Annotated in this window: 21 protein-coding genes, 2 tRNA genes and 1 pseudogene; 20 read left to right on the top strand and 4 right to left on the bottom strand. The window is 69.6% G+C overall.

The annotated features are described in order from the left end of the window. Positions 1-32 precede the first annotated feature (32 nt). Positions 33-1,124, bottom strand: a complete 1,092-nt coding sequence (locus ACSLTV_RS33115) for an acyltransferase family protein (protein ID WP_435613456.1) — start codon at positions 1,122-1,124, stop codon at positions 33-35. Between the two features lie 359 nt (positions 1,125-1,483). Here ACSLTV_RS33115 and ACSLTV_RS33110 point away from each other — a divergent pair, with 359 nt between their 5' ends. The 3 genes and pseudogenes from ACSLTV_RS33110 to ACSLTV_RS33100 form a co-directional block, all read left to right on the top strand. Further along, the gene (locus tag ACSLTV_RS33110; RefSeq protein ID WP_432139917.1) at positions 1,484-1,678 is read left to right on the top strand and encodes a hypothetical protein; all 195 of its coding nucleotides are present in this window, start codon (positions 1,484-1,486) and stop codon (positions 1,676-1,678) included. Positions 1,679-2,013: 335 nt separating this feature from the next. Next, entirely contained in the window at positions 2,014-2,706 is a 693-nt protein-coding gene (locus tag ACSLTV_RS33105; RefSeq protein WP_432139918.1) for a PH domain-containing protein, read from the top strand. Between the two features lie 156 nt (positions 2,707-2,862). Continuing rightward, positions 2,863-3,117: pseudogene (locus tag ACSLTV_RS33100) on the top strand (RNA-guided endonuclease TnpB family protein); the annotation flags it as partial. A gap of 416 nt (positions 3,118-3,533) precedes the next feature. Here ACSLTV_RS33100 and ACSLTV_RS33095 read toward each other — a convergent pair. Further along, a tRNA-Gly gene (locus ACSLTV_RS33095) sits at positions 3,534-3,607 on the bottom strand. Between the two features lie 176 nt (positions 3,608-3,783). Here ACSLTV_RS33095 and ACSLTV_RS33090 point away from each other — a divergent pair. From ACSLTV_RS33090 to ACSLTV_RS33065, 6 genes are all read left to right on the top strand, one after another. After that, positions 3,784-3,860 (top strand) — tRNA-Pro (locus ACSLTV_RS33090). Positions 3,861-4,047: 187 nt separating this feature from the next. Further along, positions 4,048-5,424 carry a trigger factor gene (gene tig, locus ACSLTV_RS33085; RefSeq protein ID WP_435613455.1) on the top strand — a complete coding sequence of 459 codons (1,377 nt, stop codon included), beginning with the start codon at positions 4,048-4,050 and terminating at the stop codon, positions 5,422-5,424. Positions 5,425-5,744: 320 nt separating this feature from the next. After that, positions 5,745-6,356, top strand: coding sequence for an ATP-dependent Clp protease proteolytic subunit (locus ACSLTV_RS33080; protein WP_356631656.1), 612 nt, complete (start codon positions 5,745-5,747; stop codon positions 6,354-6,356). Between the two features lie 97 nt (positions 6,357-6,453). Then, a complete protein-coding gene (locus tag ACSLTV_RS33075; protein WP_432139920.1) occupies positions 6,454-7,161 on the top strand; it encodes an ATP-dependent Clp protease proteolytic subunit in 708 nt (235 codons plus the stop codon). Positions 7,162-7,343: 182 nt separating this feature from the next. Beyond that, positions 7,344-8,630: an ATP-dependent Clp protease ATP-binding subunit ClpX gene (gene clpX, locus ACSLTV_RS33070; protein WP_432139921.1), complete on the top strand. Its 1,287-nt coding sequence runs from the start codon at positions 7,344-7,346 to the stop codon at positions 8,628-8,630. Positions 8,631-8,807: 177 nt separating this feature from the next. Further along, complete coding sequence (locus ACSLTV_RS33065) at positions 8,808-9,080, top strand: hypothetical protein (protein ID WP_432139922.1); 273 nt, start codon at positions 8,808-8,810, stop codon at positions 9,078-9,080. Positions 9,081-9,200: 120 nt separating this feature from the next. On the opposite strand, the gene ACSLTV_RS33060 is transcribed toward ACSLTV_RS33065, so the two are convergent. After that, complete coding sequence (locus ACSLTV_RS33060) at positions 9,201-10,151, bottom strand: hypothetical protein (protein WP_435613454.1); 951 nt, start codon at positions 10,149-10,151, stop codon at positions 9,201-9,203. Positions 10,152-10,286: 135 nt separating this feature from the next. On the opposite strand from ACSLTV_RS33060, the gene ACSLTV_RS33055 reads away from it, so the two are divergent. The 11 genes from ACSLTV_RS33055 to ACSLTV_RS33005 all read left to right on the top strand — a co-directional run bounded on the left by ACSLTV_RS33055 (position 10,287) and on the right by ACSLTV_RS33005 (position 25,806). Next, positions 10,287-12,911 (top strand): valine--tRNA ligase, encoded by a 2,625-nt coding sequence (locus ACSLTV_RS33055; protein ID WP_432158607.1) that lies wholly within the window; start codon positions 10,287-10,289, stop codon positions 12,909-12,911. Between the two features lie 79 nt (positions 12,912-12,990). After that, entirely contained in the window at positions 12,991-14,514 is a 1,524-nt protein-coding gene (folC, locus tag ACSLTV_RS33050) for a bifunctional tetrahydrofolate synthase/dihydrofolate synthase (protein WP_435613453.1), read from the top strand. Between the two features lie 12 nt (positions 14,515-14,526). After that, positions 14,527-14,889, top strand: coding sequence for a DUF4233 domain-containing protein (locus tag ACSLTV_RS33045; protein WP_432140009.1), 363 nt, complete (start codon positions 14,527-14,529; stop codon positions 14,887-14,889). A gap of 66 nt (positions 14,890-14,955) precedes the next feature. Beyond that, a complete protein-coding gene (gene ndk, locus ACSLTV_RS33040; protein ID WP_432140010.1) occupies positions 14,956-15,369 on the top strand; it encodes a nucleoside-diphosphate kinase in 414 nt (137 codons plus the stop codon). A 272-nt stretch (positions 15,370-15,641) separates the two neighbouring features. Then, positions 15,642-16,661, top strand: a complete 1,020-nt coding sequence (locus ACSLTV_RS33035; protein WP_030779466.1) for a rod shape-determining protein — start codon at positions 15,642-15,644, stop codon at positions 16,659-16,661. A 157-nt stretch (positions 16,662-16,818) separates the two neighbouring features. Next, a complete protein-coding gene (gene mreC, locus ACSLTV_RS33030; protein WP_432140011.1) occupies positions 16,819-17,763 on the top strand; it encodes a rod shape-determining protein MreC in 945 nt (314 codons plus the stop codon). A gap of 13 nt (positions 17,764-17,776) precedes the next feature. Further along, positions 17,777-18,448: a rod shape-determining protein MreD gene (gene mreD / locus ACSLTV_RS33025; RefSeq protein ID WP_432140012.1), complete on the top strand. Its 672-nt coding sequence runs from the start codon at positions 17,777-17,779 to the stop codon at positions 18,446-18,448. 188 nt (positions 18,449-18,636) lie between these two features. Then, positions 18,637-20,931, top strand: a complete 2,295-nt coding sequence (gene mrdA / locus ACSLTV_RS33020) for a penicillin-binding protein 2 (RefSeq protein WP_435613452.1) — start codon at positions 18,637-18,639, stop codon at positions 20,929-20,931. Further along, the gene (gene rodA / locus ACSLTV_RS33015) at positions 20,928-22,127 is read left to right on the top strand and encodes a rod shape-determining protein RodA (protein ID WP_432140014.1); all 1,200 of its coding nucleotides are present in this window, start codon (positions 20,928-20,930) and stop codon (positions 22,125-22,127) included. The genes mrdA and rodA overlap by 4 nt, the downstream gene beginning before the upstream one ends. A gap of 93 nt (positions 22,128-22,220) precedes the next feature. Next, positions 22,221-23,786 carry a CHAD domain-containing protein gene (locus tag ACSLTV_RS33010; RefSeq protein WP_432158608.1) on the top strand — a complete coding sequence of 522 codons (1,566 nt, stop codon included), beginning with the start codon at positions 22,221-22,223 and terminating at the stop codon, positions 23,784-23,786. Between the two features lie 70 nt (positions 23,787-23,856). Next, positions 23,857-25,806, top strand: a complete 1,950-nt coding sequence (locus tag ACSLTV_RS33005) for a TIGR03960 family B12-binding radical SAM protein (RefSeq protein WP_432140016.1) — start codon at positions 23,857-23,859, stop codon at positions 25,804-25,806. A gap of 86 nt (positions 25,807-25,892) precedes the next feature. Here the strand turns inward: ACSLTV_RS33005 and ACSLTV_RS33000 are convergent. Then, positions 25,893-26,298: FG-GAP repeat domain-containing protein (locus ACSLTV_RS33000; protein WP_435613451.1), on the bottom strand; the 406-nt coding region annotated here is incomplete at its 5' end.

The following is a 26,298-nucleotide window of genomic DNA, read 5'->3' as shown; positions in this document are numbered from 1 at the left end:
GTGCCGTTCCCTCAGACCGCCGCCTCTCCCGCTCAGACCGCGGCCTTCTCCCGCTCCCGTTCCCGGGCAATTTGCACGGCCTCCGGGGGGAACGCCCACTCCATCCTGGGTTCGACCACCCACCGCAGGGCCCGCCGCACGGGCGAGGCGCACATCAGCGTGACGGCGACCCCCACGGCGACGCTGACCAGCACCTCCCCGCCGGGGCTGTGCAGCGGCCCGTGGTCGTACCACCCGAGGTAGTCCGCGCCCTTGACCAGGAACCCGTGGAGCAGGTAGCCGTACATCGTCCCGGCCCCCAGCGGCGTGAACCACGTCCGCCGCCCCGGCACCAGTGCCAGGAAGCAGGCCGTCAGCACCACGGCGCACCCGAACAGCGCGAGCTGCGTCGGCGGCCCCGACCACCACGGCCGGTCCAGCTCCTGTGCGGAGTCCGCGTGGTAGAGCCAGCCCGTGTCCATCCGCGGCACCGCCCACCACGCCAGGCCCAGCGCCCCAGCGAACACCGCCGCGGCGGCGACGCGCGCCTCGCGGCGCCGCACGAGCCGGAAGTGCTCGGGCCTCAGACACGTCCCCAGCACGAAGAAGGGCAGGAACTGCAGGACCCGCTGCAGGTCGAGGTCGTCGCCGATGGCGGGGGAGACCGACGCCAGCATGGCGACGCCGAGCGCGATCGGCACCGGCCACCGCACCACCCGCCACACCGGTGCGGTCAGCCGCCAGACGAACAGCGCGCACAGGAACCAGGTGAGGTACCAGGGGTCGAGCAGACTGACGTCCGCGTCCTCGCCCCCGACCCAGCGCCGGAAGAGCGTGTAGGCGGTCTCGAAGACGACGTACGGCACCACGACCCCGGTGATCAGCCGCCGCAGCCGTCTGGGGCTGCCGTCGAAGCTCCGGGAGAAGAACCCGGAGACGACGATGAACGCCGGCATGTGGAAGGCGTACACGACGAGGTACGCGGCCTGCAGCGCCCGGCTGTCGCCCTTGAGCGGTTCCCAGGAGTGGGCCACGGCCACCAGCACGATCGCCAGGTACTTGGCGTTGTCGAAGAACGCGTCACGCTGGAACATCTGAGGCACCCTAGCGGCGCCCACGGCTTTCCGTGAAACGCTCCACGCCATTCCCTCTTAATCGTTCCGTGATCAGCTAAAAAGGCGCCCGAGATGTCACGGTTCATCCACATCGAATCCCTGACAAATGGCGCGAACGGGGGTCGCGCGCAGGATTGGTGGACGGCACGTGACGGTAATTCGTACTGCCTGTGCTCGGGTTGTGTGAATGCGGCGCCGTGATTGCTCAATTCGGCGCGTCAGTACGCCCGTCGAAATATCGTGCGGGCCCCGCGGCCGGGCCGACGGGGACGGACGTTGCGTCACGGCCCGCATAATGGGGCCGCGTTGGTGGCACGATGGTCTCTGGCGGGGGTGCGGGGGCCGCATCCCCGGGCCGGGAGAGCGGACGATCTAGGGTGTGATCTGTTGTGGCCATTTCACTGTCAGTTGTGCTGCTGTTGGCGATCATCCTGGTGGTGCTGATGCGCGGTGGCTCGATCAAGGCGGGCCCGGCCGCCGTCGCCGTCCTCTTCGGCTTCTTCCTCGCCTCCACCGGCATGGCCCCGTCCATCAACCGGTTCCTCAACTCCCTCGCCGAAACGATCAACTCGATCAGCTTCTGAGGACCGCGGAGCGGGCCCGGCCCGTGACGAGGCCCGGCAGGCGTGACGAGGCCCGGAGAACACGACGAGGCCCCGGTGACGGACACCGGGGCCTCGAAGCGGAGCGGGCGACGGGAATCGAACCCGCGTAGCCAGCCTGGAAGATCGCGTATGCGGACGCACGGTTATTCGTAGATCCGAGTCGCAGCCAGGACCCACGCGAAGGGCGTTGGCGACGGTCATCTTCGTCTTGGGCAACTTCCATGCCCCGCAGTCGCTGCGGTGGCCTTTTCGTTGCCGAACTTGGCGGGCGCACTGCTCTTCGGGCTGTGCCCGTGTCAGACACGATCGCACACATGTCGACATCGGACCCGCAGTCACCACTCCCCGCCGCACAGCCCGCCTCCACCGACCGTGTCTTCCGGTCCCCCGTCGGCATCGCCACAGGAGCAGTACTCCTTACCGTCGTCCTGGGGTTTGGCCTCAGCGCGGTCTTCAGCGCCGAGGGTGGCGTGCCCTGGAAAGCACTGGCGTGGATGCTGCTGCTGATTCCGCTGCTGATCGCCTTCACCTTGCGGCCTGCGGTCTTCGCCAACGACCACCGGCTGCGCGTCCGCAACCCATTCCGCACCATCACACTGCCCTGGAGCGCAGTCTCCGGTCTGCGGGCTGGTCACTCCAATGAGGTCTTCGACCAGATCGGCACCAAGTACCAGTTGTGGGCCATCCCGGTCTCCACGCGTGGCCTGAAGCGAGCCAGCCGCGAGCGGGTCAGGATGGTCGAGTCCTCGTCCGCGCTGAGTCCGGGTGGCCGTGTCCTGGACCGCCGCGGGCTCTTCGACGCAGGACGGCCCGACCGGCCGAACGCAGAGGCAGAACGACTGCGGCCGAAATCCGACAGAACCATGGAGAGCCTGCGTGCGCTCCATGAAGCAGGTGCCGTGACCAAGGAGGGGCAGGGTCAGCCCGAGGTGCGCTGGGCGTACGAGATCCTTGGCCCGGCGGCGGCCGGCCTGGTGCTGCTGGTGGTCCTGCTCTCCGTGGTCTGACCTGAGAGTCCTTCGGTGGCTGTCAAGCGTGTCAGCGATCGCACTGTCCCCACCCCGCACTTGCGAACGGCGCCCCCGCCGTCTCGGAGCCTGAGCGCCCCCGCCGGAAGCTTGCTTTGGCCGTTGCCGCGATATGCGGTGATCGACTCATGGCCACCGGCCCCATCCACATGTGGGCGCGCGTCGGCGCAGCCCACGCGGAGCGGGCCGAAGGCAGGAGCGGCGCGCGGAGCGGAGTCCCAGGCCGTGTTCGTATGCAAGAACGAAGGCTGCGGCTGGTCCGGTAACGCCGACCACAACGCCGCCCGGAACGTCTTGCACCTGTACCGGATGGGCCACGCGCTCGTCCCGGCTGCCGGAAGGGCAGTCGTCAGGCGCTCCCGCGGCGTCAAGTCCGCCACCGCAAGGTAGGCAGGAATCTCCCGGCATCAGCCCGGAGAGCACTTCAAGAGATCGCCCGCAATCCGCGCAGCACCTGGGCATGACGGCTGTGGCACAAGGCGTGCGCCGCCGCCGGCGTCGAGGGACTGCGCTTCCATGATCTTCGGCACACCGGGAACACCCTGGCGTCGCGGACGAACGCCTCAACCAAGGAGTTGACGACCCGGCTCGGCCACAGCACCGCGCGCGGTCCTCATCTACCAGTACGCCAACATGGAGCGGGAACGGCAGATCGCCGACGTGGTGGACGAGATGATCGTGAAGGCGTTGAAGCGTGGTTCCGGCCGGAAGGGGCACGCGGGGGACACGGACGACTGATCCGGCCTCGTCGACGACTCAGGCCCAGGGAGCGGGGAAACACCCTCTCACCTGGGCCTGAGTCACTCTGGAGCGGGCGACGGGAATCGAACCCGCGTAGCCAGTTTGGAAGACTGGGGCTCTACCATTGAGCTACGCCCGCACACAGCGCGCCGCAGGTCGGTCGACCGCGGCACTGCACGCATCGTAGCGGGTCGGCGCCCCGGGACGCACACCCGTTGTCCGGCCGCCGCCGAGCCTCGCGGCGGCGCCCCGCGACGCTCGGGAAATGCGGCGGTCGCCGCGGCGGTGGCCATGTACCCTACGTCTCGCACCAGACGGGGTGTGGCGCAGCTTGGTAGCGCGTCCGCTTTGGGAGCGGAAGGCCGTGGGTTCAAATCCCGCCACCCCGACCACCAGCGCGATCAAGGCGGCCCACGCCGTGGTGATCGCTTTTGGGCCCGTTCGGCGCCTGCGGTTACTATGCAAGCTGCGCGCCCGTGTGTCCGGCCTACTCGGCCAATGAACTCCTCCGGGCGACGATCCGCCGGACCTGTCTGGCTCCGGCGAAACCCAAGAAGTCAGCCACAAGGAGACCGAACCGTGAAGAGCGCCGTGGAGACCCTGAACCCGACCCGGGTTCGGCTCACTGTCGAGGTGCCCTTCGAGGAGCTCAAGGACAGCCTCGACGCGGCGTACAAGAAGATCAACCAGCAGGTCACGGTGAAGGGCTTCCGCAAGGGCAAGATCCCCGCCCGGGTCATCGACCAGCGGTTCGGCCGTGGCGCCGTGCTGGAGGAGGCCGTCAACGACGCGCTGCCGAAGTTCTACACGGAGGCGGTCAACGAGGCCGAGCTGAACGTCCTGGGTCAGCCCGAGGTCGACATCACCGAGCTGAAGGACGGCGAGACGCTGAACTTCACCGCGGAGGTCGACGTGCGCCCGGCCCTGGAGCTCCCCGAGGACTTCTCCTCCATCGAGGTCGAGGTCGACGCCGTCGAGGTCACCGACGAGGACCTCGACAAGTCCGTCGAGCAGCTGCGCGAGCGCTTCGCCTCCACCACCCCGGTGGAGCGCGCGGCCGAGGACGGCGACGTCGTCACGGTCGACCTGGAGGCCAAGGTCGACGGCGAGGTGCTGGAGGACGGCGTCGCCCAGGGCGTCTCCTACACCATCGGCTCCGGCGAGCTGCTGGAGGGCATCGACGACGCCGTGAAGGGCCTGGAGGCCGGTGGCGAGGCCACCTTCACCTCCGAGCTCAAGGGCGGCTCGGCGGCCGGCAAGGAGGCCGAGGTCACCGTCAAGGTCTCCCAGGTCGCCAAGCGCGAGCTCCCCGAGCTGGACGACGAGTTCGCGCAGCTCGCCTCCGAGTTCGACACCCTGGACGAGCTGAAGGCCGACAGCCGCAAGCGCCTGGCCAACATGAAGCAGTTCGACCAGGCCACGCAGGCCCAGGAACGCGTCCTGGACAAGCTGCTGGAGCTGGTGGAGATCCCCGTTCCCGAGAAGCTCCTCGAGGACGAGGTCAACACCCGCAAGCACAACCTGGAGCACCACCAGCTGGGCCAGATGGGTCTGGACCTCGACAAGTACCTGGAGCTCCAGGGCAAGACCGCCGAGGAGTTCGAGACCGAGACCCGTGAGGCCGCGGTCAAGGGCATCAAGACCCAGTTCGTCCTCGACGAGCTGGTCAAGCGCGAGAAGCTCAACGTCAACCAGGAGGAGCTCACCGAGCACCTCATGCGCCGTGCCGCCTCCTCCGGCATGTCGCCCGACCAGTTCGCCCAGGCCGTCGTCGAGGGCGGCCAGGTTCCGCTCCTGGTCGGCGAGGTCGCCCGCGGCAAGGCCCTGGCCCTGGTCGTCGAGTCCGCCACGGTGAAGGACACCAACGGCGAGGTCATCGACCTGGACGACGAGGAGGAGGGCGAGGCCGCCGGCTCCGCCGAAGAGGCGGCCGCCGAGGAGAAGCCCGAGGCCTGAGCGTCGTAGGGCGTCTCCGCGAGGACCTGAGACGGGCCCCGGGTACCTGTGACCCGGGGCCCGTCGGCGTTCCTCCCCGCCCGTTCCGCCCGCCGAGTTCCCCCGGAGTTCCGCGTTCCGGCGAGTTCCTCCGAGTGGCTCAGCGGTCCCCGGATCGGAGCACGCTCGCTCCCGCGCAGGCGCCCGCTACGCCCCCGGCGAACACCTCACTCTCCGGGACTCCCCGAAGGGACCCGCGCGTTAGGGTCCATGAAAGGCAGAACAATGCGAGACGGCCGGGCGCCGTCGTAAGACGAGCAGGTGGATACGTGACGAATCTGATGCCCTCAGCCGCCGGCGAGCCTTCCATCGGTGGTGGCCTCGGCGACCAGGTCTACAACCGGCTGCTCAACGAGCGGATCATCTTCCTCGGCCAGCCGGTCGACGATGACATCGCGAACAAGATCACCGCACAGCTGCTGCTCCTTGCCGCCGACCCGGACAAGGACATCTACCTGTACATCAACAGCCCCGGTGGTTCGATCACGGCGGGCATGGCGATCTACGACACCATGCAGTTCATCAAGAACGACGTGGTCACCATCGCCATGGGCCTCGCCGCCTCGATGGGGCAGTTCCTGCTCAGCGCCGGCACCCCCGGCAAGCGCTTCGCGCTGCCGAACGCCGAGATCCTGATCCACCAGCCCTCCGCCGGCCTCGCCGGCTCGGCCTCCGACATCAAGATCCACGCCGAGCGGCTGCTGCACACCAAGAAGCGCATGGCCGAGCTGACCGCCCAGCACACCGGCCAGAGCGTCGAGCAGATCACCCGGGACTCGGACCGCGACCGCTGGTTCGACGCGTTCGAGGCCAAGGAGTACGGCCTCATCGACGACGTCATCCCGACGGCCGCGGGCATGCCGGGCGGCGGCGGCACCGGGGCGGCCTCCTGAGGGCTTCCACGGCCCCGTACGGCCCCGCTGAGGCCCTTCGCGGCCCCGGAACCCCATCAGCCCCCAGCCACCGCCCCAGCCCCTCTCAGGAGAGATTGTGAACGACTTCCCCGGTCGCGGCCTCTACGACCGTATGAACGCCGTGCAGGACATGAGCGCCGCCCAGGGCCGGTACTCCGGCCCCGCCGCCGAGTCCCGCTACGTGATCCCGCGCTTCGTGGAGCGCACCTCCCAGGGCATCCGCGAGTACGACCCGTACGCGAAGCTCTTCGAGGAGCGCGTGATCTTCCTCGGCGTCCAGATCGACGACGCCTCGGCCAACGACGTCATGGCGCAGCTGCTGTGCCTGGAGTCGATGGACCCCGACCGGGACATCTCGGTCTACATCAACAGCCCCGGCGGCTCGTTCACGGCGCTCACCGCGATCTACGACACGATGCAGTACGTGAAGCCCGACATCCAGACGGTCTGCATGGGCCAGGCGGCCTCCGCCGCCGCCGTCCTGCTCGCCGCCGGCACGCCCGGCAAGCGCATGGCGCTGCCCAACGCGCGCGTGCTGATCCACCAGCCCTACAGCGAGACCGGCCGCGGCCAGGTCTCCGACCTCGAGATCGCCGCCAACGAGATCCTGCGGATGCGCTCGCAGCTGGAGGAGATGCTGGCCAAGCACTCCACCACGGCGATCGAGAAGATCCGCGAGGACATCGAGCGCGACAAGATCCTCACGGCCGAGGACGCCCTGTCGTACGGGCTGATCGACCAGATCATCTCCACCCGGAAGATGGACAACGCGTCTCTGCGTTGACGCGCGGGCCCCGGTGTGTGCCGCCCCTTGGCACGGTGTGACACGGTCTCCGTGGAAGTGAACCGTGCCAAGGGGGGCCCGAACGGGGGGCCCGGCAAGGTACCGTCGACATAAGGCAGCACCAGGAGCCGCTGGACTTCGAAAGACGTCCAGGCGTCTCCCAGGCGAAGGGGAAGCACACCGTGGCACGCATCGGTGACGGCGGCGATCTGCTCAAGTGCTCGTTCTGCGGCAAGAGCCAGAAGCAGGTCAAGAAGCTCATCGCAGGGCCCGGTGTGTACATCTGCGACGAGTGCATCGATCTCTGCAACGAGATCATCGAGGAAGAACTCGCGGAGACCAGTGAGGTCCGCTGGGAGGAACTCCCCAAGCCGCGCGAGATCTACGAGTTCCTCGAGGGCTACGTGGTCGGCCAGGAGGCCGCCAAGAAGGCCCTGTCGGTCGCGGTGTACAACCACTACAAGCGGGTCCAGGCCGGTGAGAACGGCGGGGCGAACGGACGTGACGACGCGATCGAGCTGGCGAAGTCCAACATCCTGCTGCTCGGCCCGACCGGCTCCGGCAAGACACTCCTCGCACAGACCCTCGCGCGCATGCTGAACGTGCCGTTCGCGATCGCCGACGCCACGGCGCTCACCGAGGCGGGCTACGTCGGCGAGGACGTCGAGAACATCCTGCTCAAGCTGATCCAGGCCGCCGACTACGACGTCAAGAAGGCCGAGACCGGCATCATCTACATCGACGAGATCGACAAGGTCGCCCGCAAGAGCGAGAACCCGTCGATCACGCGTGACGTCTCCGGCGAGGGCGTCCAGCAGGCCCTGCTGAAGATCCTCGAAGGCACCACGGCCTCGGTCCCGCCGCAGGGCGGCCGTAAGCACCCGCACCAGGAGTTCATCCAGATCGACACGACGAACGTGCTGTTCATCGTGGGCGGCGCCTTCGCGGGCCTGGAGAAGATCATCGAGTCGCGGGCCGGCGCCAAGGGCATCGGCTTCGGCGCCACGATCCGCTCCAAGCGGGAGCTGGAGGCCAAGGACACCTTCGAGGAGGTCATGCCGGAGGACCTCGTCAAGTTCGGCATGATCCCCGAGTTCATCGGCCGCCTCCCCGTGATCACCTCGGTGCACAACCTGGACCGTGAGGCGCTGCTGCAGATCCTGGTCGAGCCGCGCAACGCGCTCGTCAAGCAGTACCAGCGCCTGTTCGAACTCGACGGCGTGGAGCTGGACTTCGAGCGCGAGGCCCTGGAGGCCATCGCCGACCAGGCCATCCTCCGCCAGACCGGCGCCCGCGGCCTGCGCGCCATCATGGAGGAGGTCCTCCAGGCGGTGATGTACGAGGTCCCGTCCCGCAAGGACGTCGCCCGCGTCGTCATCACCCCGGACGTCGTCCTGTCCAACGTCAACCCGACCCTCATCCCGCGGGACGCGCGGGGCCGGGGCTCGGGCGAGCAGAAGTCGGCTTAGAGGTACCCCCCAGGGGCTGCCTGCCGTCCTGGCGGCCCCTGGGGCGATCGCCTGGCGTAAAGGTGACCTCGTGGACGCGATCGGCGTGGACCCGACGACGGCCTCGTGATCTCATGCTTCCGACCGCACCGTCCGCTTGTTCGAGCGGCCGGTACTCGAAAACGGGAGGACATGAACATGGCGCCCAGGCTGAAGCGGGCATTAGTGGCAGCGAGCGTGGTGGCGGCGGCGGGTGTCCTGCCGATGGTCTCGGCAGCACCCGCGAGCGCCGCCCCGAGCACCTGTGTGAACTACATAGCGAGCAAGGGCTATTTGGTCGGCCCCAAGGTGCGCGCGGCCTGTCAGAACACGCGTGTCCTCGGCAAGAGCCCCAACCCCTATTGCCTCGTTGGGCTCTCGAAGATCGGCGTCAAGTGGGATGACGCCGTCGCGGCCTGCAATCGGGCCTGACCCGGCAGGGACAGGCCGAGGCGGGGAGGAGGCGGCCGGACATCCCTGTCGGGCCGCCTCCCGATCACCTGAGGGGCTCGGCCGGTCGCCCCAGCTCGCATCCGGTGGCCTGCGGTGGTGTCACGCCTTGACCCGGACCTCGTCGCGGACCTTCGCGGTGATGTCGGCCGCAGTGGCCGGATCGGACTTCTTCTCGGCCGCCATCTCCGCGATGTCCATCGGCATCACCATGCCGAGTGTGCTGTAGTCGCCCCAGACACAGTAGGACAGGCTCATCGACGTGGGACCCTCGCCGGAACCGTCCTTGGGCTCCATCTTCGCCTCCTGGCACTTCAGGACGGCACCTTCGGCGTTGTCGTACGACTTCGGCTCACCGACCATGGTGACCTTCACGTCGTCGTCGTCCTCGTTGGCGGACTCCTTCATCTTGGCCAGAAGCGCGTCGACCACCTTCTCCGGGTCCGCTATCTCACCGGACACACCGCCGAAGTGGAGCTGCTTCTGCGCCATCGGGTTGTTCTCGTTCCCGGCGAGATAGGAGGCGCTGACATCGCTGGGGTTCTTCACTCCCCACTTCTCGGCGTCCTTGATGTCGTCTTCCGACATGGGGCCGCCGTCGCCGTCCTCGGCCTGCTTCTTGTAGTCGGTGAGCACCGTGTCCGGCGTCGTCAGCTTGTGGGGGCCGTCGTCCGCGAGGCCCGAGCCGCCGCTCCCGCCGAGCAGCAGGGTCGCGCCGACCGCGATGGCGGCGACGACCGCGACCGCGCTGATGATGATCGCGGCCTTCTTCTTGCCGCCGCCGCCGGGCGCCGGCGGGTGCGGCACCGTCGGGTAGGGCACCTGGCCGTACGGCGGCTGGCCCGGGGGAGGAGTACCCGGCTGGCCGTACGGCTGCTGGGGGGCGCCCTGCTGCGGGTAGCCGTAACCGGGCTGCGGGGCCTGCGGCTGCTGGGGGTAGCCGTAGCCGGGCTGGGGTGCCTGCGGCTGCTGCTGGCCGTAGGGGCCCGGCTGGCCGTACGGCCCGGGCTGCTGGGGCTGCCCGCCGTACGGGCCCGGCTGGTTCTGACTCATTACTGGGTCCCCTCCAGATGCTTATGTGTTCCTGACATCCTGACCCAGCGGCTCGCAGGCCACGGCGGCGGGGGGCCTACCGTTACAGAACAAACGGGTTTCGGGACGGGCTCGTGACACCCCTAAACTGAGCCCGTGACCGAGAACGCTCAGCAGCAGCCACCAGCGCCCACCACCGACCTGCCGACCCAGTACGCGCCGGCCGACGTAGAGGGGCCGCTGTACGAGCGCTGGGTGGAGCGGGGCTACTTCGAGGCGGACGCCAAGAGCGACAAGCCGGCGTACACCGTCGTCATTCCGCCGCCGAACGTCACGGGCAGCCTGCACCTCGGGCACGCCTTCGAGCACACCCTCATCGACGCCCTCACCCGCCGCAAGCGGATGCAGGGTCACGAGACGCTGTGGCAGCCCGGCATGGACCACGCCGGCATCGCCACGCAGAACGTCGTCGAGCGCGAACTCGGCAAGGAGGGCAAGTCCCGGCACGACCTCGGCCGCGAGGCGTTCGTCGAGCGGGTCTGGCAGTGGAAGGGCGAGTCCGGCGGGCAGATCAGCGGCCAGATGCGCCGCCTCGGCGACGGCGTCGCCTGGTCCCGCGAGCGCTTCACCATGGACGAGGGCCTCTCGCAGGCCGTCCAGACCATCTTCAAGCGGCTCTACGACGACGAACTCATCTACCGCGCCGAGCGCATCATCAACTGGTGCCCGCGCTGCCTGACCGCGATCTCGGACATCGAGGTCGAGTACCAGGACGACGACGGCGAACTCGTCTCGATGAAGTACGGCGACGGCGACGACACCATCGTCGTCGCCACGACCCGAGCCGAGACCATGCTCGGCGACACCGCCGTCGCGGTCCACCCGGACGACGAGCGCTACAAGCACCTGGTCGGCAAGCTCATCAAGCTGCCGCTGACCGACCGTTCCATCCCGGTCGTCGCCGACACCCACGTCGACCCCGAGTTCGGCACCGGTGCCGTCAAGGTCACCCCGGCGCACGACCCGAACGACTTCGAGATCGGCCGGCGCCACGACCTGCCCTCGCTCACCGTCATGGACGAGCACGCGGTCATCACCGCCCACGGCCCCTTCCAGGGCCTGGACCGCCTGGAGGCCCGCTCCGCCATCGTCGCCGCCCTGCGCGCCGAGGGCCGGATCGTCGCCGAGAAGCGGCCCTACGTCCACTCGGTGGGTCACTGCTCGCGCTGCAAGACGACCATCGAGCCGCGCCTGTCCATGCAGTGGTGGGTCAAGGTCGGCCCGCTGGCCAAGGCCGCCGGTGACGCCGTCCGCGACGGCCGCGTCAAGATCCACCCGCAGGAGATGGAGAAGCGGTACTTCGACTGGGTCGACAACCTCCACGACTGGTGCATCTCGCGCCAGCTGTGGTGGGGCCACCGCATCCCCGTCTGGTACGGCCCGAACGGCGAGGTCGTCTGCGTCGGCCCCGACGAGGAACCGCCCACCGGCGAGGGCTGGCACCAGGACACCGACGTCCTCGACACCTGGTTCTCCTCCGGCCTGTGGCCGTTCTCCACGCTCGGCTGGCCCGAACGGACCGAGTCGCTCGCGAAGTTCTACCCGAACTCCGTCCTGGTCACCGGCTACGACATCCTCTTCTTCTGGGTCGCCCGGATGATGATGTTCGGCCTCTACGCGATGGACGGCACCCCGCCCTTCCACACCATCGCCCTGCACGGCATGGTCCGCGACCAGTTCGGCAAGAAGATGTCGAAGTCCTTCGGCAACGCGGTCAACCCGCTGGACTGGATGGACAAGTACGGCTCGGACGCCCTGCGGTTCACCCTCGCCCGGGGCGCCAACCCCGGCGTCGACGTCCCGATCGGCGAGGACTGGGTCCAGGGCTCGCGCAACTTCGCCAACAAGATCTGGAACGCGACCCGCTTCGCGCTGATGAACGGCGCGACGGTCGAGGGCCCGCTGCCGGACGCCGCCCGGATGTCGGCGACGGACCGCTGGATCCTGTCCCGGCTGAACTCCGTCGTCGCCGAAGTCGACGCCCACTACGACGACTTCCAGTTCGCCAAGCTGTCCGACGCCCTGTTCCACTTCGCGTGGGACGAGGTCTTCGACTGGTACGTCGAGCTGTCCAAGACCGTCTTCCAGGCGGGCGGCGAGCCGGCGGAGGTCTCCAAGCGGGTCCTCGGCGAGGTCCTCGACGTCACCCTCAAACTGCTGCACCCGGTGGTTCCCTTCGTCACCGAGACCCTGTGGACCACGCTGACCGGCGGCGAGTCGATCGTCATCGCCGACTGGCCCGCCGACAGCGGCTTCCGGGACGAGGCCGCCGAGCGGGAGATCGAGACCCTGCAGTCCGTCATCACCGAGGTCCGCCGCTTCCGCGCCGACCAGGGCCTGCAGCCCGGCCAGCGGGTCCCGGCGCGGCTCTCCCTGGACGGCACGGCGCTGGCACCGCACGAGGCGGCCATCCGGCAGCTGCTCCGCCTCCAGCCGGAGGGCGAGTCCTTCACGGCCACGGCGACCCTGCCGGTCGCGGGCGCCGAGGTCGCCCTCGACCTGTCCGGCACGATCGACGTGGCGGCCGAGCGCAAGCGCCTGGCCAAGGACCTGGCGGCGGCCGAGAAGGAGAAGGCCCAGGCCCACGCCAAGCTCGGCAACGAGGCGTTCCTCGGCAAGGCCCCGGACCACGTGGTCGACAAGATCCGCACCCGCCTGGCCAAGGCGGAGGAGGACATCACCCGCATCCAGGCCCAGCTGGAGAAGCTGCCGCAGCAGTGACCGTCCGGCGACGGCCCCGGGGGACACCGCCCCGGGGCCGTCGCCGACGTCTGTCAGCAGGCCTCCGTAGACTGGCCCCGTGAGCGACATCCCCGGCACCGGCGACCAGAGCGACCAGCCCGACCCCCTCGACAGCTTCGAGGAGATCATCGCGGCGGAGACCGACCGCGACCCCGACCTCGCGGTCATCGAGGCCGGCAGCCGCACCCTGCGCACCCAGGGCGGCCCGCCGAGCCCCGACATCCCCGCGCGCCCGCAGGACCCCGAGGTCGACAAGGCCCTGCGCGAGGTCGAGGCGGAACTCGCGACCCGCTGGGGCGAGACCAAGCTGGAGCCGTCGGTCGGCAGGATCGCCGCGCTGATGGACGTCCTCGGCGAGCCGCAGCGCTCGTACCCCTCGATCCACATCACCGGCACCAACGGCAAGACCTCCACCGCCCGCATGATCGAGGCCCTCCTCGGAGCCTTCGAGCTGCGCACCGGCCGGTACACCTCCCCGCACGTGCAGTCGGTCACCGAACGCATCAGCCTGGACGGCGCCCCGATCTCCGCCGAGCGCTTCGTCGAGACGTACCAGGACATCAAGCCGTACATCGAGATGGTCGACGACCGGCAGGAGTACCGGCTGTCCTTCTTCGAGGTGCTCACCGGCATGGCGTACGCCGCCTTCGCCGACGCGCCGGTCGACGTGGCCGTCGTCGAGGTCGGCATGGGCGGCACGTGGGACGCGACCAACGTCATCGACGCCGATGTCGCGGTGGTCACCCCCATCGACCTCGACCACACCGACCGGCTCGGCGAGACGCCCGCCGAGATCGCCGGGGAGAAGTCGGGGATCGTCAAGCCGGACGCGACGGTCATCCTGGCCCAGCAGCCCGTCGACGCCGCCCAGGTGCTGCTGAAGAAGGCCGTCGAGGTGGACGCCACGGTCGCCCGGGAGGGCCTGGAGTTCGGTGTCGTCGCCCGGCAGGTCGCCGTCGGCGGCCAGCTGCTCACCCTGCGCGGGCTCGGCGGCGAGTACACCGAGGTCTACCTGCCGCTGCACGGCGCCCACCAGGCGCACAACGCGGCCGTCGCCCTGGCCGCCGTGGAGGCCTTCTTCGGCGTCGGGGCGCAGCGCGCCGACCCGCTGGACATCGAGACCGTGCGCAAGGCGTTCGCGTCGGCCTCCTCCCCGGGCCGGCTGGAGGTGGTACGGCGCTCCCCGACCGTGGTGCTGGACGCCGCACACAATCCGGCGGGCGCCCGGGTGACCGCCGAGGCGATCGGTGAGGCGTTCGACTTCAGCCGGCTGATCGGCGTGGTCGGCGCGAGCGGCGACAAGAACGTGCGAGGGCTGCTGGAGGCCTTCGAACCGGTGTTCGCGGAGGTCGTGGTCACCCAGAACTCCAGCCATCGCGCGATGGACGCCGACGAGCTGGCCGCGATCGCCGTCGAGGTGTTCGGCGAGGAGCGGGTGCAGGTCGAGCCGCGGCTGCCGGACGCGCTGGAAGCGGCGATCACGCTCGCCGAGGAGGAGGGCGAGTTCGCCGGCGGCGGCGTGCTCGTCACCGGTTCCGTCATCACGGTCGGCGAGGCCCGGCTGCTGCTGGGGAAGGGCTGAGGTCGAAGAAGCATGCGTACGCTCTGTTCCTCGACGCTGATCGGCGAGTTCTTCGTCATCGGGTTCGCCGGGCTGGTCGCGATGAAGGACGACGGCCTGTCCACGGGCACGGTGTGGACGGTGTGCGGGATCGCGATGTTCCTGTCCGTGGCGCTGTGCGGGATCGTCACCCGGCCCGGCGGCGTGGCCCTGGGCTGGGCCCTGCAGCTCGCCCTCGTCGCCTCGGGCGTCTTCGTGCCGATGATGTTCGTCCTGGGCGTGGTCTTCGCTGCCCTGTGGTGGGCGTCCGTCCACTACGGTCGCAAGATCGACGAGGCAAAGGCGAGATTCGCCGCAGAAGCGGACACCACCGCCTCTACACCTGACGCTGCGTAACAGGGGCCCCGACACGCCCTGTAACCTCGTCCCACCGCACACCTGGCAGGAAGAAGGAGTCCTCCCGTGACCCAGCGCACGCTTGTCCTCTTGAAGCCGGACGCTGTCCGTCGCTCACTGGTCGGCGAGATCATCAGCCGCATCGAGCGCAAGGCCGACTGGAGGATCATCGCGCTGGAGTTGCGCACCCTGGACCGCGCGATCCTGGAGCAGCACTACGCCGAGCACGTCGGCCGTCCGTTCTACGAGCCGCTGGTCGAGTTCATGTCGTCCGGCCCGGTGGTCGCGATGATCGTCGAGGGGGAGCGGGTGATCGAGGGGGTCCGGCAGCTGGCCGGGCCCACCGACCCCATCGCCGCCGCGCCCGGCTCCATCCGGGGCGACTTCGGTGTGATCGTGCGGGAGAACCTGATCCACGCCTCGGACTCGGAGGAGTCCGCCGAGCGCGAGGTGAAGATCTTCTTCCCCGGCCGGGCGTAACCCCCGCGCCATCGGGAAGGTGCCGGTCCGGGGACGCCTCTCCCCGGACCTTCTCCGCACCCGGGGGGCGATCGAGGGAACGTGTCCCCCCGAACGCACGTCTCCGGAAGCGAAGCCACACATCATCTGCTGACAATGGCGAAGACCCTCACGCGGTGTTCGCGAAGGCGCGTCTACGATGGAAGCCTTCACGTCACAGCACCCACCCCGCCTACCTGAAAAGCCCTCAAAAGCTCCGTGGGAAGGCCAGACGAATCCTGATGGGGAACTCAATGTCGTTCATCGGCCGTGACATGGCTGTCGACCTCGGGACCGCCAACACGCTGGTGTACGTCAGGGGTCGCGGGATCGTACTCAACGAGCCGTCCGTCGTCGCGATCAACACCAACACCGGTGGCATCCTCGCGGTCGGCGCGGAAGCGAAGAAGATGATCGGGCGCACCCCCGGCAACATCGTCGCCGTGCGGCCGCTGAAGGACGGTGTGATCGCCGACTTCGAGATCACCGAGCGCATGCTCCGCTACTTCATCCTGAAGATCCACAAGCGGCGCTACCTCGCCCGGCCCCGAGTCGTCGTGTGCGTGCCCTCCGGGATCACCGGGGTCGAGCGCCGCGCCGTCATCGAGGCGTCGACCCAGGCCGGCGCCCGCCAGGTGCACATCATCGAGGAGCCCATGGCCGCGGCCATCGGCTCCGGCCTGCCGGTCCACGAGGCCACGGGCAACATGGTGGTGGACATCGGCGGCGGCACCACGGAGGTCGCGGTCATCTCGCTCGGCGGCATCGTCACCGCGCAGTCCATCCGCGTCGCGGGCGACGAGCTGGACAACGCGATCATCCAGCACATCAAGAAGGAGTACTCCCTTCTGCTGGGTGAGCGGACGGCCGAACAGATCAAGATCACGATCGGTTCGGCGTACGACCTCGACTCCGACGAGCACACCGAAATCCGTGGCCGGGACCTGGTGTCGGGGCTGCCCAAGACGGTCGTCATCTCCGCAGCGGAGGTACGCAAGGCGATCGAGGAGCCCGTCAACGCCATCGTCGACGCCGTGAAGACCACCCTCGACAAGTGCCCGCCGGAGCTGTCCGGCGACATCATGGACCGCGGAATCGTTCTGACCGGCGGCGGAGCCCTGCTGCGCGGTCTGGACGAGCGGCTGCGGCGCGAGACCGGAATGCCGATCCACATCGCCGAGGACCCGCTGGACAGCGTGGCGCTCGGCTCCGGCAAGTGCGTCGAGGAGTTCGAGGCGCTCCAGCAGGTGCTGGACGCGGCCCCGCGCAGATGACGTGACGCAACGATTCCGCCGTACGAGACGATCTCCTCTCGTACGGCGGATCGTTGGTATTGAGGCATAAGCTCCACACACCGCATCGAATGCGAATCCCGGGGGACGTTCCCTGCGGATTTCCCGATTCCTACGAGGAAGGGCACGGCCGCCGCACGTGAGGGACACACGAGAGAGCCGGCTGCTGTTGGTGCTGCTGGTCGCCGTCGCGCTCGCGCTGATCACGGTGGACATCCGCGGCGGGGAGGACTCACCGGTCGACGGTGCCCGGCAGGCCGCGGCCACCGTCTTCGGGCCCATCGAGGAGGGGGTGTCCTCCGCGGTCGACCCGGTCGGCAACGCTGTATCGGCGGTCCGTGACTCCGGCGAACGCCATGACCGGCTCGCCGAGCTGGAGAAGGAGAACGCCGCCCTGAAGGCGAAGCTGGGCAGCGACGACCGCAACCGCAGCCGGCTGGCCCAGCTGGAGAAGATGCTGAAGACGGCCGGCGCGGGACAGTACGGCATCAAGGGGGCCCAGGTCATCGCCATCGGCGCGGCGCAGGGCTTCTCCTGGACCATCACCATCGACGCGGGCGCCAACGACGGCATCCAGCGCGACATGACCGTCCTCAACGGCGACGGCCTCGTCGGACGGGTCACCACCGTCGGCCCGGACACCGCGACGGTGCTGCTGGCCAGCGACCCCGACTTCACCGTCGGCACCCGTATGGAGGCCAGCGACGAGCTGGGCTTCGCCTCCGGCCAGGGCGACCGGCCGCTGCGGGTGGAACTCCTCAACGGCAAGGCCGAGGTGAAGAAGGGCGACCGGCTGGTCACCTTCGGCTCCCAGGCCGACAAGCCGTTCGTGCCCGGCGTGCCGGTCGGCGTGGTCTCCCGGGTCGACCCGTCCGGCGGCGACCTCACCCGCACCCTCTACGTCACGCCGTACGTCAGCTTCACCAAGCTCGACATCGTCGGCGTGGTCGTCCAGGCCCCGAAGAAGGACCCGCGCGACACCGTGCTCCCCGCCAAGCCCAAGCCGGTACCCACGCCCACGGTGACCGTCACGGTCACCCCGGGCGCGTCCCAGCCCGACGGCCAGCAGCAAGAGCAGCAGTAGGAGCTGACTTTCCATGCGTGTCAACCGGATCCTGCTCTCCACGACGCTGGTCGTGGTCGCCCTGGTCGTCCAGGTGAGCGTCCTCGCCCGGCTGCACCTGCCCGGCGCGGTCCCCGACCTGCTGCTGCTGACCGTCCTCGGCCTCGCCATGGTCTACGGCCATGTCGGCGGCGCCCTGGTCGGCTTCGGCGCCGGGCTGCTGGCCGACCTGGCCCCGCCCGCGGACCACGCGGCCGGCCGCTACGCGCTGGTGCTGTGCGTCATCGGTTACCTGGCCGGGCTCGTCAAGCCGGAGAACGGCCAGCTGAAGTCCGCCACCGGCCCGATGGCCGTGGTCGTCGGTGCCGCCCTCGGCTCCACCCTGCTGTACGCGGGGGTCGGCGCCCTCGTCGGCGACACCGCCGCCCGCCATGTGGGCCTCGGCGGGCTGCTGTTCAGCGCCGCCCTGTACGACCTGCTGCTCGCGCCGTTCGTGGTGCCCGGGGTGATGGCCCTGGCTCGCCGCGCCGAGAACGACCCGCTGGCCGACACCAACTCGGCGGCCAAGTCCCCCGACATCTCCACGGGCTGGCTCGCCTCGGGGACGGGGCTGAGGATCGGCGGGCAGCGGGGCGGCCTGAGGATGAAGACGGTGCGTGCGCGCACCGCTCGGGCGGGCCGTATCAAGGGGGTCAAGCGGCTGTGAGCAGGGGAAGGCGCGAAGCGCTGAGCAGGAAGCCGGCGGCGGTGAGCAGGGGCCGGTTCACCCGGACGGAGGACGCGAAGGGGGAACGTGGCCGGAGCGGCCCGTCGTTCCCCTGTCGTACGCAGGCGCCAGGTGCCGCACACTCGTTCACTTCGTCGGCCGCGCACTGAGAGGGGGAGGCAGCCGCAGTGACCAACATTCCCGAGACCGGACGGTCCCAACGGGTCCAGATCCGCCTCGTCGTCATCCAGATCCTCGTCCTCTCCCTCCTCGGCACGCTCGGCGGCCGGCTGTGGTACCTGCAGATCCGGGAGGGCGACGAGTACGCCAAGGAGGCCTCCGGCAACCACGTCCAGCAGGTCGTGCAGCCGGCCGTGCGCGGTTCGATCCTGGACGCCCGCGGCGTGCCCCTCGCCGACAACGAGACCCGGCTCGTGGTCTCCGCCTCCCGCACCGACCTGCTGAAGCAGAAGGACGACGGCAAGGCGGTCCTGACCAAGCTGGCCGGGGTCCTCGGGATGGACCCGGCCGAGGTCATGCTGAAGGTCCGGCTGTGCGACCGGGAGACCCCCCAGCCCTGCTGGAACGGCTCGCCCTACCAGCCGATCCCCATCACCGACGAGGCCACCCCCAAGCAGGCGCTGCAGATCCGCGAGCGCGCCGAGGACTTCCCCGGCATCACCGCCGAACCGCAGGCGGTGCGGCGCTACGCGGCGCCGGGCAAGGCCAACACCGCCCAGGTGCTCGGCTACCTCTCCCCGGTCACCGACGAGGAGATCCAGCAGGCCCAGGACACCGACTCGCCGTACCTGCGCTCCGACCAGGTCGGCCGCTCCGGCCTGGAGCGGCAGTACGACAAGGAGCTGCGCGGCAAGGCGGGCGTGACCCGCTACGAGGTCGACAACCTCGGCAGGGTCATCGGCCAGGCCGAGGCCACCCCCGCCGAGCCCGGCTCCAACCTCGTCACCAGCATCGACGCCCGGGTGCAGCGCGTCGCCGAGTTCGAGCTGAACGACGCGATGAAGGAGGCCCGCAAGGTCTTCGACCACAACACGGGCGAGAACTACAAGGCGGACGCCGGTGCCGTGGTCGTGATGGAGGCGAGGACCGGACGCATCGTCGCCATGGCGTCCAACCCGTCCTACGACCCGAACGCGTGGGTCGGCGGCATCTCCGCCAAGGACTACAAGAAGCTCACCGGCAAGGACTCCAACTACCCGCTGCTGAACCGGGCCATCCAGGGCCAGGCCGCCCCCGGCTCGATCTTCAAGGTGATCTCCACCTCCGCGGCCGTCGCGGCCGGCTACGACTTCGACGGCAGCTACGACTGCTCCAGTGCCTACTCGGTCGGCGGCCAGGTCTTCAAGAACTACGAGTCGCGCAACTACGGCCCGATGGACCTGGGGCGGGCCCTGGAGGTCTCCTGCGACACCGTCTTCTACCGCCTGGCGCACGACCAGTGGCGGAAGGACGGCGGGATCAACCCGAAGAACCCGGACGACTACTTCTTCAAGACCGCCCACCGGTTCGGCCTGGGCGCGGAGACCGGCATCGACCTGCCCAACGAGGTCACCGGACGGGTCCCCGACCGGCAGTGGAAGCAGAACTACTGGAAGGCCAACAAGGACGCCTGGTGCAAGCAGGGCAAGAAGGGCGGCACCTACGTCGAGCAGATCGCGTACGAGAACTGCCTCGAGGGCAACAAGATGCGCGCCGGTGACGAGATCAACTACTCCATCGGCCAGGGCGACACCCTCGTCACCCCCATCCAGATGGCCACCATCTACGCGGCCATCGCCAACGGCGGCACGCTGTACGACCCGACGATCGGCAAGGCCGTCGTCAGCCCCGACGGCAGGACGGTCACCGAGATCGCGCCCAAGGCCCACGGCAAGCTGCCGATAAGCCGGGACACGCTGACCAAGATGGACAAGGCGCTCGCCGGAGCCGCCACCCGGGGCACCGCCGCCTGGCGGTTCGCCCAGGTCGGCTGGCCCCAGGAGAAGATCCCGATGCACGCCAAGACCGGCACCGCGGAGGTCTACGGCAAGCAGACCACGTCCTGGTTCGCCACGTACACCAAGGACTACACGATCGTCATGACGATCTCCCAGGGCGGTACAGGATCCGGCGCCTCCGGTCCGGCCGTGCGCAACATCTACGACGCGCTGTACGGCGTCACCGACGAGGGCTCGATCGACAAGAGCAAGGCGCTGCTGCCCACCCCGCAGAAGAGCCTGCCGAAGGTCAGGACGGACGGCACCATCACCTCGCCGAAGATCGGCAAGGACCCGGCGAAGGAAGCGCGGATCTACCAGGAGGGCGGCTCGGACCAGCCCGACGGGACGCAGGAGGGCGCGACCACGGGACAGAACACCGGCGGCAACCGTGACACCCGGCGCCGCCGCCGGACGGCGGGGTGCGCGGGGACACGCACGGGGCGCGGCCGACGGACGCGAGGGACCCGGAGGGCGCGCACATGACCGGTGCCAACAGCTTCTCCGTCTCGGGGTACGGGCCCGAGCGGGCCGGCTGGACGCGGATCTTCGCCCGTGACTCGATGGCCCGGCGGCTGGACTGGCCGATACTGCTGTCGGCGCTCGCCCTGTCCCTGCTGGGCTCGCTGCTGGTGTTCTCGGCCACCCGCAACCGCACCGAGATCAACCAGGGCGACCCGTACTACTTCCTCGTCCGGCACCTGATGAACACCGGTCTCGGCCTCGCGCTGATGGTCGGCACCGTCTGGCTCGGCCACCGCACCCTGCGCAACGCGGTACCGGTCCTGTACGGGCTGTCCGTCCTCGGAATCCTGCTGGTGCTCACCCCGCTCGGCTCCACGGTCAACGGCGCCCACTCCTGGATCGTCCTGGGCGGCGGCTTCTCCCTGCAGCCCTCCGAGTTCGTGAAGATCACGATCATCCTGGGCATGGCGATGCTGCTGGCGGCGCGGGTCGACGCGGGCGACAAGACGTATCCCGACCACCGGACCGTGCTACAGGCCCTGGGGCTGGCCGCGGTCCCCATGCTCATCGTCATGCTGATGCCCGACCTGGGCTCCGTCATGGTGATGGTGATCATCGTGCTCGGGGTGCTGCTCGCCTCCGGCGCCTCCAACCGCTGGGTCTTCGGGCTGCTCGGGGCCGGCGCGACCGGCGCCGTCGCGGTCTGGCAGCTCGGTGTCCTGGACGACTACCAGATCGCCCGCTTCGCCGCCTTCGCCAACCCGGAGCTGGACCCGGCGGGCGTCGGCTACAACACCAACCAGGCGCGCATCGCCATCGGCTCGGGCGGCCTGACCGGCTCGGGGCTGTTCCACGGTTCGCAGACCACCGGCCAGTTCGTGCCGGAGCAGCAGACCGACTTCGTCTTCACGGTCGCAGGGGAGGAACTGGGCTTCGTCGGCGCCGGACTGATCATCCTGCTGCTCGGAGTGGTCCTGTGGCGTGCCTGCCGGATCGCGAGGGAGACGACCGAGCTGTACGGCACGGTGGTGGCCGCGGGGATCGTCGCCTGGTTCGCCTTCCAGTCCTTCGAGAACATCGGCATGACACTCGGCATCATGCCGGTCACCGGTCTGCCGCTGCCGTTCGTGTCGTACGGCGGATCGTCGATGTTCTCGGTATGGGTGGCGGTGGGTCTCCTCCAGTCGATCAGAGTGCAGCGGCCGATGTCGGCCTGACCCGGCTGCCGCACGCCCCTCACTTCAGGCCGACCGCGGCTTCGGCCCCGGTCGGCCCTGCCCTCCGGGCCGGGCCGCTACTACAGTCGGGTCATGGCGGAGACGAAACGCGAGGTCGAGCGCAAGTACGAATCCGACGACAGTGGTCTTCCCGACCTGACCGGCGTCGCCGGCGTCGCGGACGTCCTCGACAAGGGCGTCGCCGAACTCGACGCCACCTACTACGACACCCCCGACGAGCGGCTCGCCGCGGCCTCCATCACCCTGCGCCGCCGCACCGGCGGCTCGGACGCGGGCTGGCACCTGAAGTTCCCCGTCGCACCGGGCGTGCGCGACGAGATCCGCGCACCGCTGTCCGACACCCTGCCGCCCGGCCTCGCCGGCCTGCTGCGCTCCCGGGTGCGGGACGCCGGACTGGTACCGGTGATCCGGCTGCGCTCGGCGCGCGACATCCGCGAACTGGTCGACCGGCGGGGACGACTGCTCGCCGAGGTCAGCGTGGACGCCGTCCACGCCGAACGGCTCGGCGGCACCGGCGGCCGCGCCCAGTGGACCGAGATCGAGGTCGAACTCGCCGACGACGGTGACCCGGCGTTCCTCGACAAGGTCGAGAAGCGGCTGCGCAGAGCGGGCGTACGGCCGTCCACGTCCGCGTCGAAGCTGGCACGGGCGCTGACCGAGACCCGCCCGGGGCGCACCGGGAAGAAGAAACGGGACACGGCGCGGCAGCCCGCCCCGGCCGACGGGGCGGGCAGGAAACGGGGCACGGGCAAGGCGCCCGCCGGACCCGTCACCGCCGGCGACCACCTCCTCGTCTATCTGCGTGCCCAGCGGGACGCGCTGGTCGAACTGGACCCCGCCGTGCGCCGCGACCTCCCCGACTCCGTGCACCGGATGCGCGTCGCCACGCGCCGGCTGCGCAGCGCGTTCCGCAGCTACGCCCGGATCCTCGACCGGGCCGCCACCGACCCGATCGGGGAGGAACTGAAGTGGCTGGCCGGCGAGCTGGGCGTGGACCGCGACCAGGAGGTGCTGACCGACCGTCTCACCGCCGCCCTCGACGACCTTCCCCGGCCCCTGGTGACCGGCCCCGTCCCGGCCCGGCTGCACGCCTGGGCCCAGGCCCGCCGCGACGACTCCCGGAGCCCGCTGATCGCCGTACTGGACGGCAGCCGGTACCTGCGGCTGCTCGACGACCTCGACGCCCTGCTCGCCGACCCGCCCCTGCGGAAGGCCGCCGCCGGCGATCCGGACCGGGTGATCCGCAAGGCCGTGCGCAAGGACTACCGGGCGCTGTCCGAGCTGGTCGAGGAGGCTCTCGCACGGCCCCCCGGCCACGACCGGGACCTGGCCCTGCACGAGGCCCGCAAGCGGGCCAAGCGCACCCGGTACGCCGCCGAGGCCGCCGAGCCCGCCCTCGGTGACCCGGCCACCGCCCTGGTGAAAGCCGCCAAGGCCCTGCAGACCCTGCTCGGCGACCATCAGGACAGCGTGATGGCCCGCGAGGCCCTGCGCGAGATCGCCGGACAGGCGCACGCGGCGGGGGAGAGCAGCTTCACGTACGGGGTGCTGTACGGCCGTGAGGAGCGGCGGGCGGCGCAGGACGAGGCCGAGCTGCCGACGTTGTGGAAGAGGGCCGGAGCGGGGGCGGCGCTCTGAGCGTGCGGGCCGGGGCTCCGGCCGCGTTACGCTTGGTGGTCACCCCTGTCAGCTCACGAAGGTTCGCGACATGCCTGCCGATGCCGCCGAGTCTGTGTTCCCGCAGCTCGAAGCTCTGCTTCCCCATGTGCAGAAGCCGATCCAGTACGTCGGCGGAGAGCTCAACTCCACGGTCAAACCCTGGGACGCCTGCGACGTCCGCTGGGCGTTGATGTACCCGGACGCCTACGAGGTCGGGCTGCCCAACCAGGGCGTCATGATCCTCTACGAGGTGCTCAACGAACAGGAGGGCGTCCTCGCCGAGCGCACGTACAGCGTGTGGCCGGACCTGGAGGCGCTGATGCGCGAGCACGGCGTGCCGCAGTTCACGGTCGACAGCCACCGGCCGGTGGGCGCGTTCGACGTGTTCGGCCTCAGCTTCTCCACCGAGCTGGGCTACACGAACATGCTCACGGCGCTGGACCTCGCCGGCATCCCGCTGGAGTCGAAGGACCGGGGCCTGGACGACCCGATCGTGCTGGCCGGCGGTCACGCGGCGTTCAACCCCGAGCCGATCGCCGACTTCATCGACGCGGCCGTCATCGGCGACGGCGAGCAGGCCGTCCTCGACATGACGAAGATCATCCGTGAGTGGAAGGCCGAGGGCCGCCCCGGCGGCCGCGAGGAGGTGCTGCTGCGCCTGGCCAGGACCGGCGCGGTGTACATCCCCGCCTTCTACGACGTGGAGTACCTGCCGGACGGCCGGATCGCCCGGGTCGTGCCGAACCGGTCGGGCGTCCCGTGGCGGGTGTCCAAGCACACCGTCATGGATCTGGACGAGTGGCCGTACCCCAAGCAGCCCCTGGTGCCCCTCGCCGAGACGGTCCACGAGCGGATGTCGGTGGAGATCTTCCGCGGCTGCACCCGAGGCTGCCGCTTCTGCCAGGCCGGCATGATCACCCGCCCGGTGCGCGAGCGGTCGATCACCGGCATCGGCGACATGGTGGAGAAGGGCCTGAAGGCGACCGGCTTCGAGGAGGTCGGCCTGCTGTCCCTCTCGTCCGCGGACCACTCCGAGATCGGTGACGTCGCCAAGGGTCTCGCCGACCGCTACGAGGACGACAAGATCGGTCTCTCGCTGCCCTCCACCCGCGTCGACGCCTTCAACATCGACCTGGCCAACGAGCTGACCCGCAACGGCCGCCGCTCGGGCCTCACCTTCGCCCCGGAGGGCGGCTCGGAGCGCATCCGCAAGGTCATCAACAAGATGGTCTCGGAAGAGGACCTGATCAGGACGGTCGCGACGGCCTACGGCAACGGCTGGCGCCAGGTGAAGCTGTACTTCATGTGCGGCCTGCCCACCGAGACCGACGAGGACGTCCTCCAGATCGCCGACATGGCGACCCGCGTCATCCAGAAGGGCCGCGAGGTCTCCCGGTCCAACGACATCCGCTGCACCGTCTCCATCGGCGGCTTCGTCCCCAAGCCGCACACCCCCTTCCAGTGGGCGCCGCAGCTGTCCGCCGAGGAGACCGACGCGCGCCTCGAGAAGCTCCGCGACAAGATCCGCGGGGACAAGAAGTACGGACGCTCGATCGGCTTCCGCTACCACGACGGCAAGCCCGGCATCGTCGAGGGCCTGCTCTCGCGCGGCGACCGCCGGATCGGCGCGGTCATCCGCGCGGTGTACGAGGACGGCGGCCGCTTCGACGGCTGGCGCGAGCACTTCTCGTACGACCGCTGGATGAGCTGCGCGGACAAGGCGCTGGCCCCGTACGGCGTCGACGTCGACTGGTACACCACCCGCGAGCGCGGCTACGAGGAGGTCCTGCCCTGGGACCACCTCGACTCCGGGCTGGACAAGGACTGGCTCTGGGAGGACTGGCAGGACGCCCTCGACGAGACCGAGGTCGAGGACTGCCGCTGGACCCCGTGCTTCGATTGCGGTGTGTGTCCGGCGATGGACACCCACATCCAGGTCGGCCCCACCGGCAAGAAGCTCCTCCCCCTGACGGTGAAGAAGCCGGCCGCGACCGGCTGAGCCGGGGCAAGGCCGGGGGACGGCGGACGGGCACGGGGAACGCCCGGCTGGTGAGGACCAGCCGGGCGTTCTTCTGTCGGGGTGCTTCAGTCGGCGATGTCGTTGCTGTCCCAGATCCGGGCCGGGTCGGTGAACGCGGTGCCGTCGCTGGTGAAGCTCCACAGACCGGTGCGGTAGCTTCCGTCCGTCTGCCGGCCGTAGTCGTAGAAGACGCCCAGGTCCGTCCTGTGGTCGGCGTTGAAGTCACCGGTCACGGGCTCGGAGCGGTCCCAGGTCCACGAGCCGGTGGAGGTCCAGACCTTGGCGGGGGCGCCGAAGCCGGTGCCGTTGCTGGTGAAGGTCCACAGGCCGGTGGTGTTGACGCCGTTGACCTGGCCGTAGTTGTAGAGGACGGCTATGTCGGTCTTGCCGTCGGCGTTGAAGTCGCCGGTGACGGGCTTGGAGTGTTCCCAGGTCCAGGAGCCGGTGGAGGTCCAGACCTTGACGGGGTTG

The organism is Streptomyces sp. bgisy159 (assembly GCF_965341775.1).
Lineage (GTDB): Bacteria > Actinomycetota > Actinomycetes > Streptomycetales > Streptomycetaceae > Streptomyces.
The sequence above is the reverse complement of the archived record's forward strand: the minus strand, read 5'-3'. Positions and strand labels throughout refer to the sequence as shown.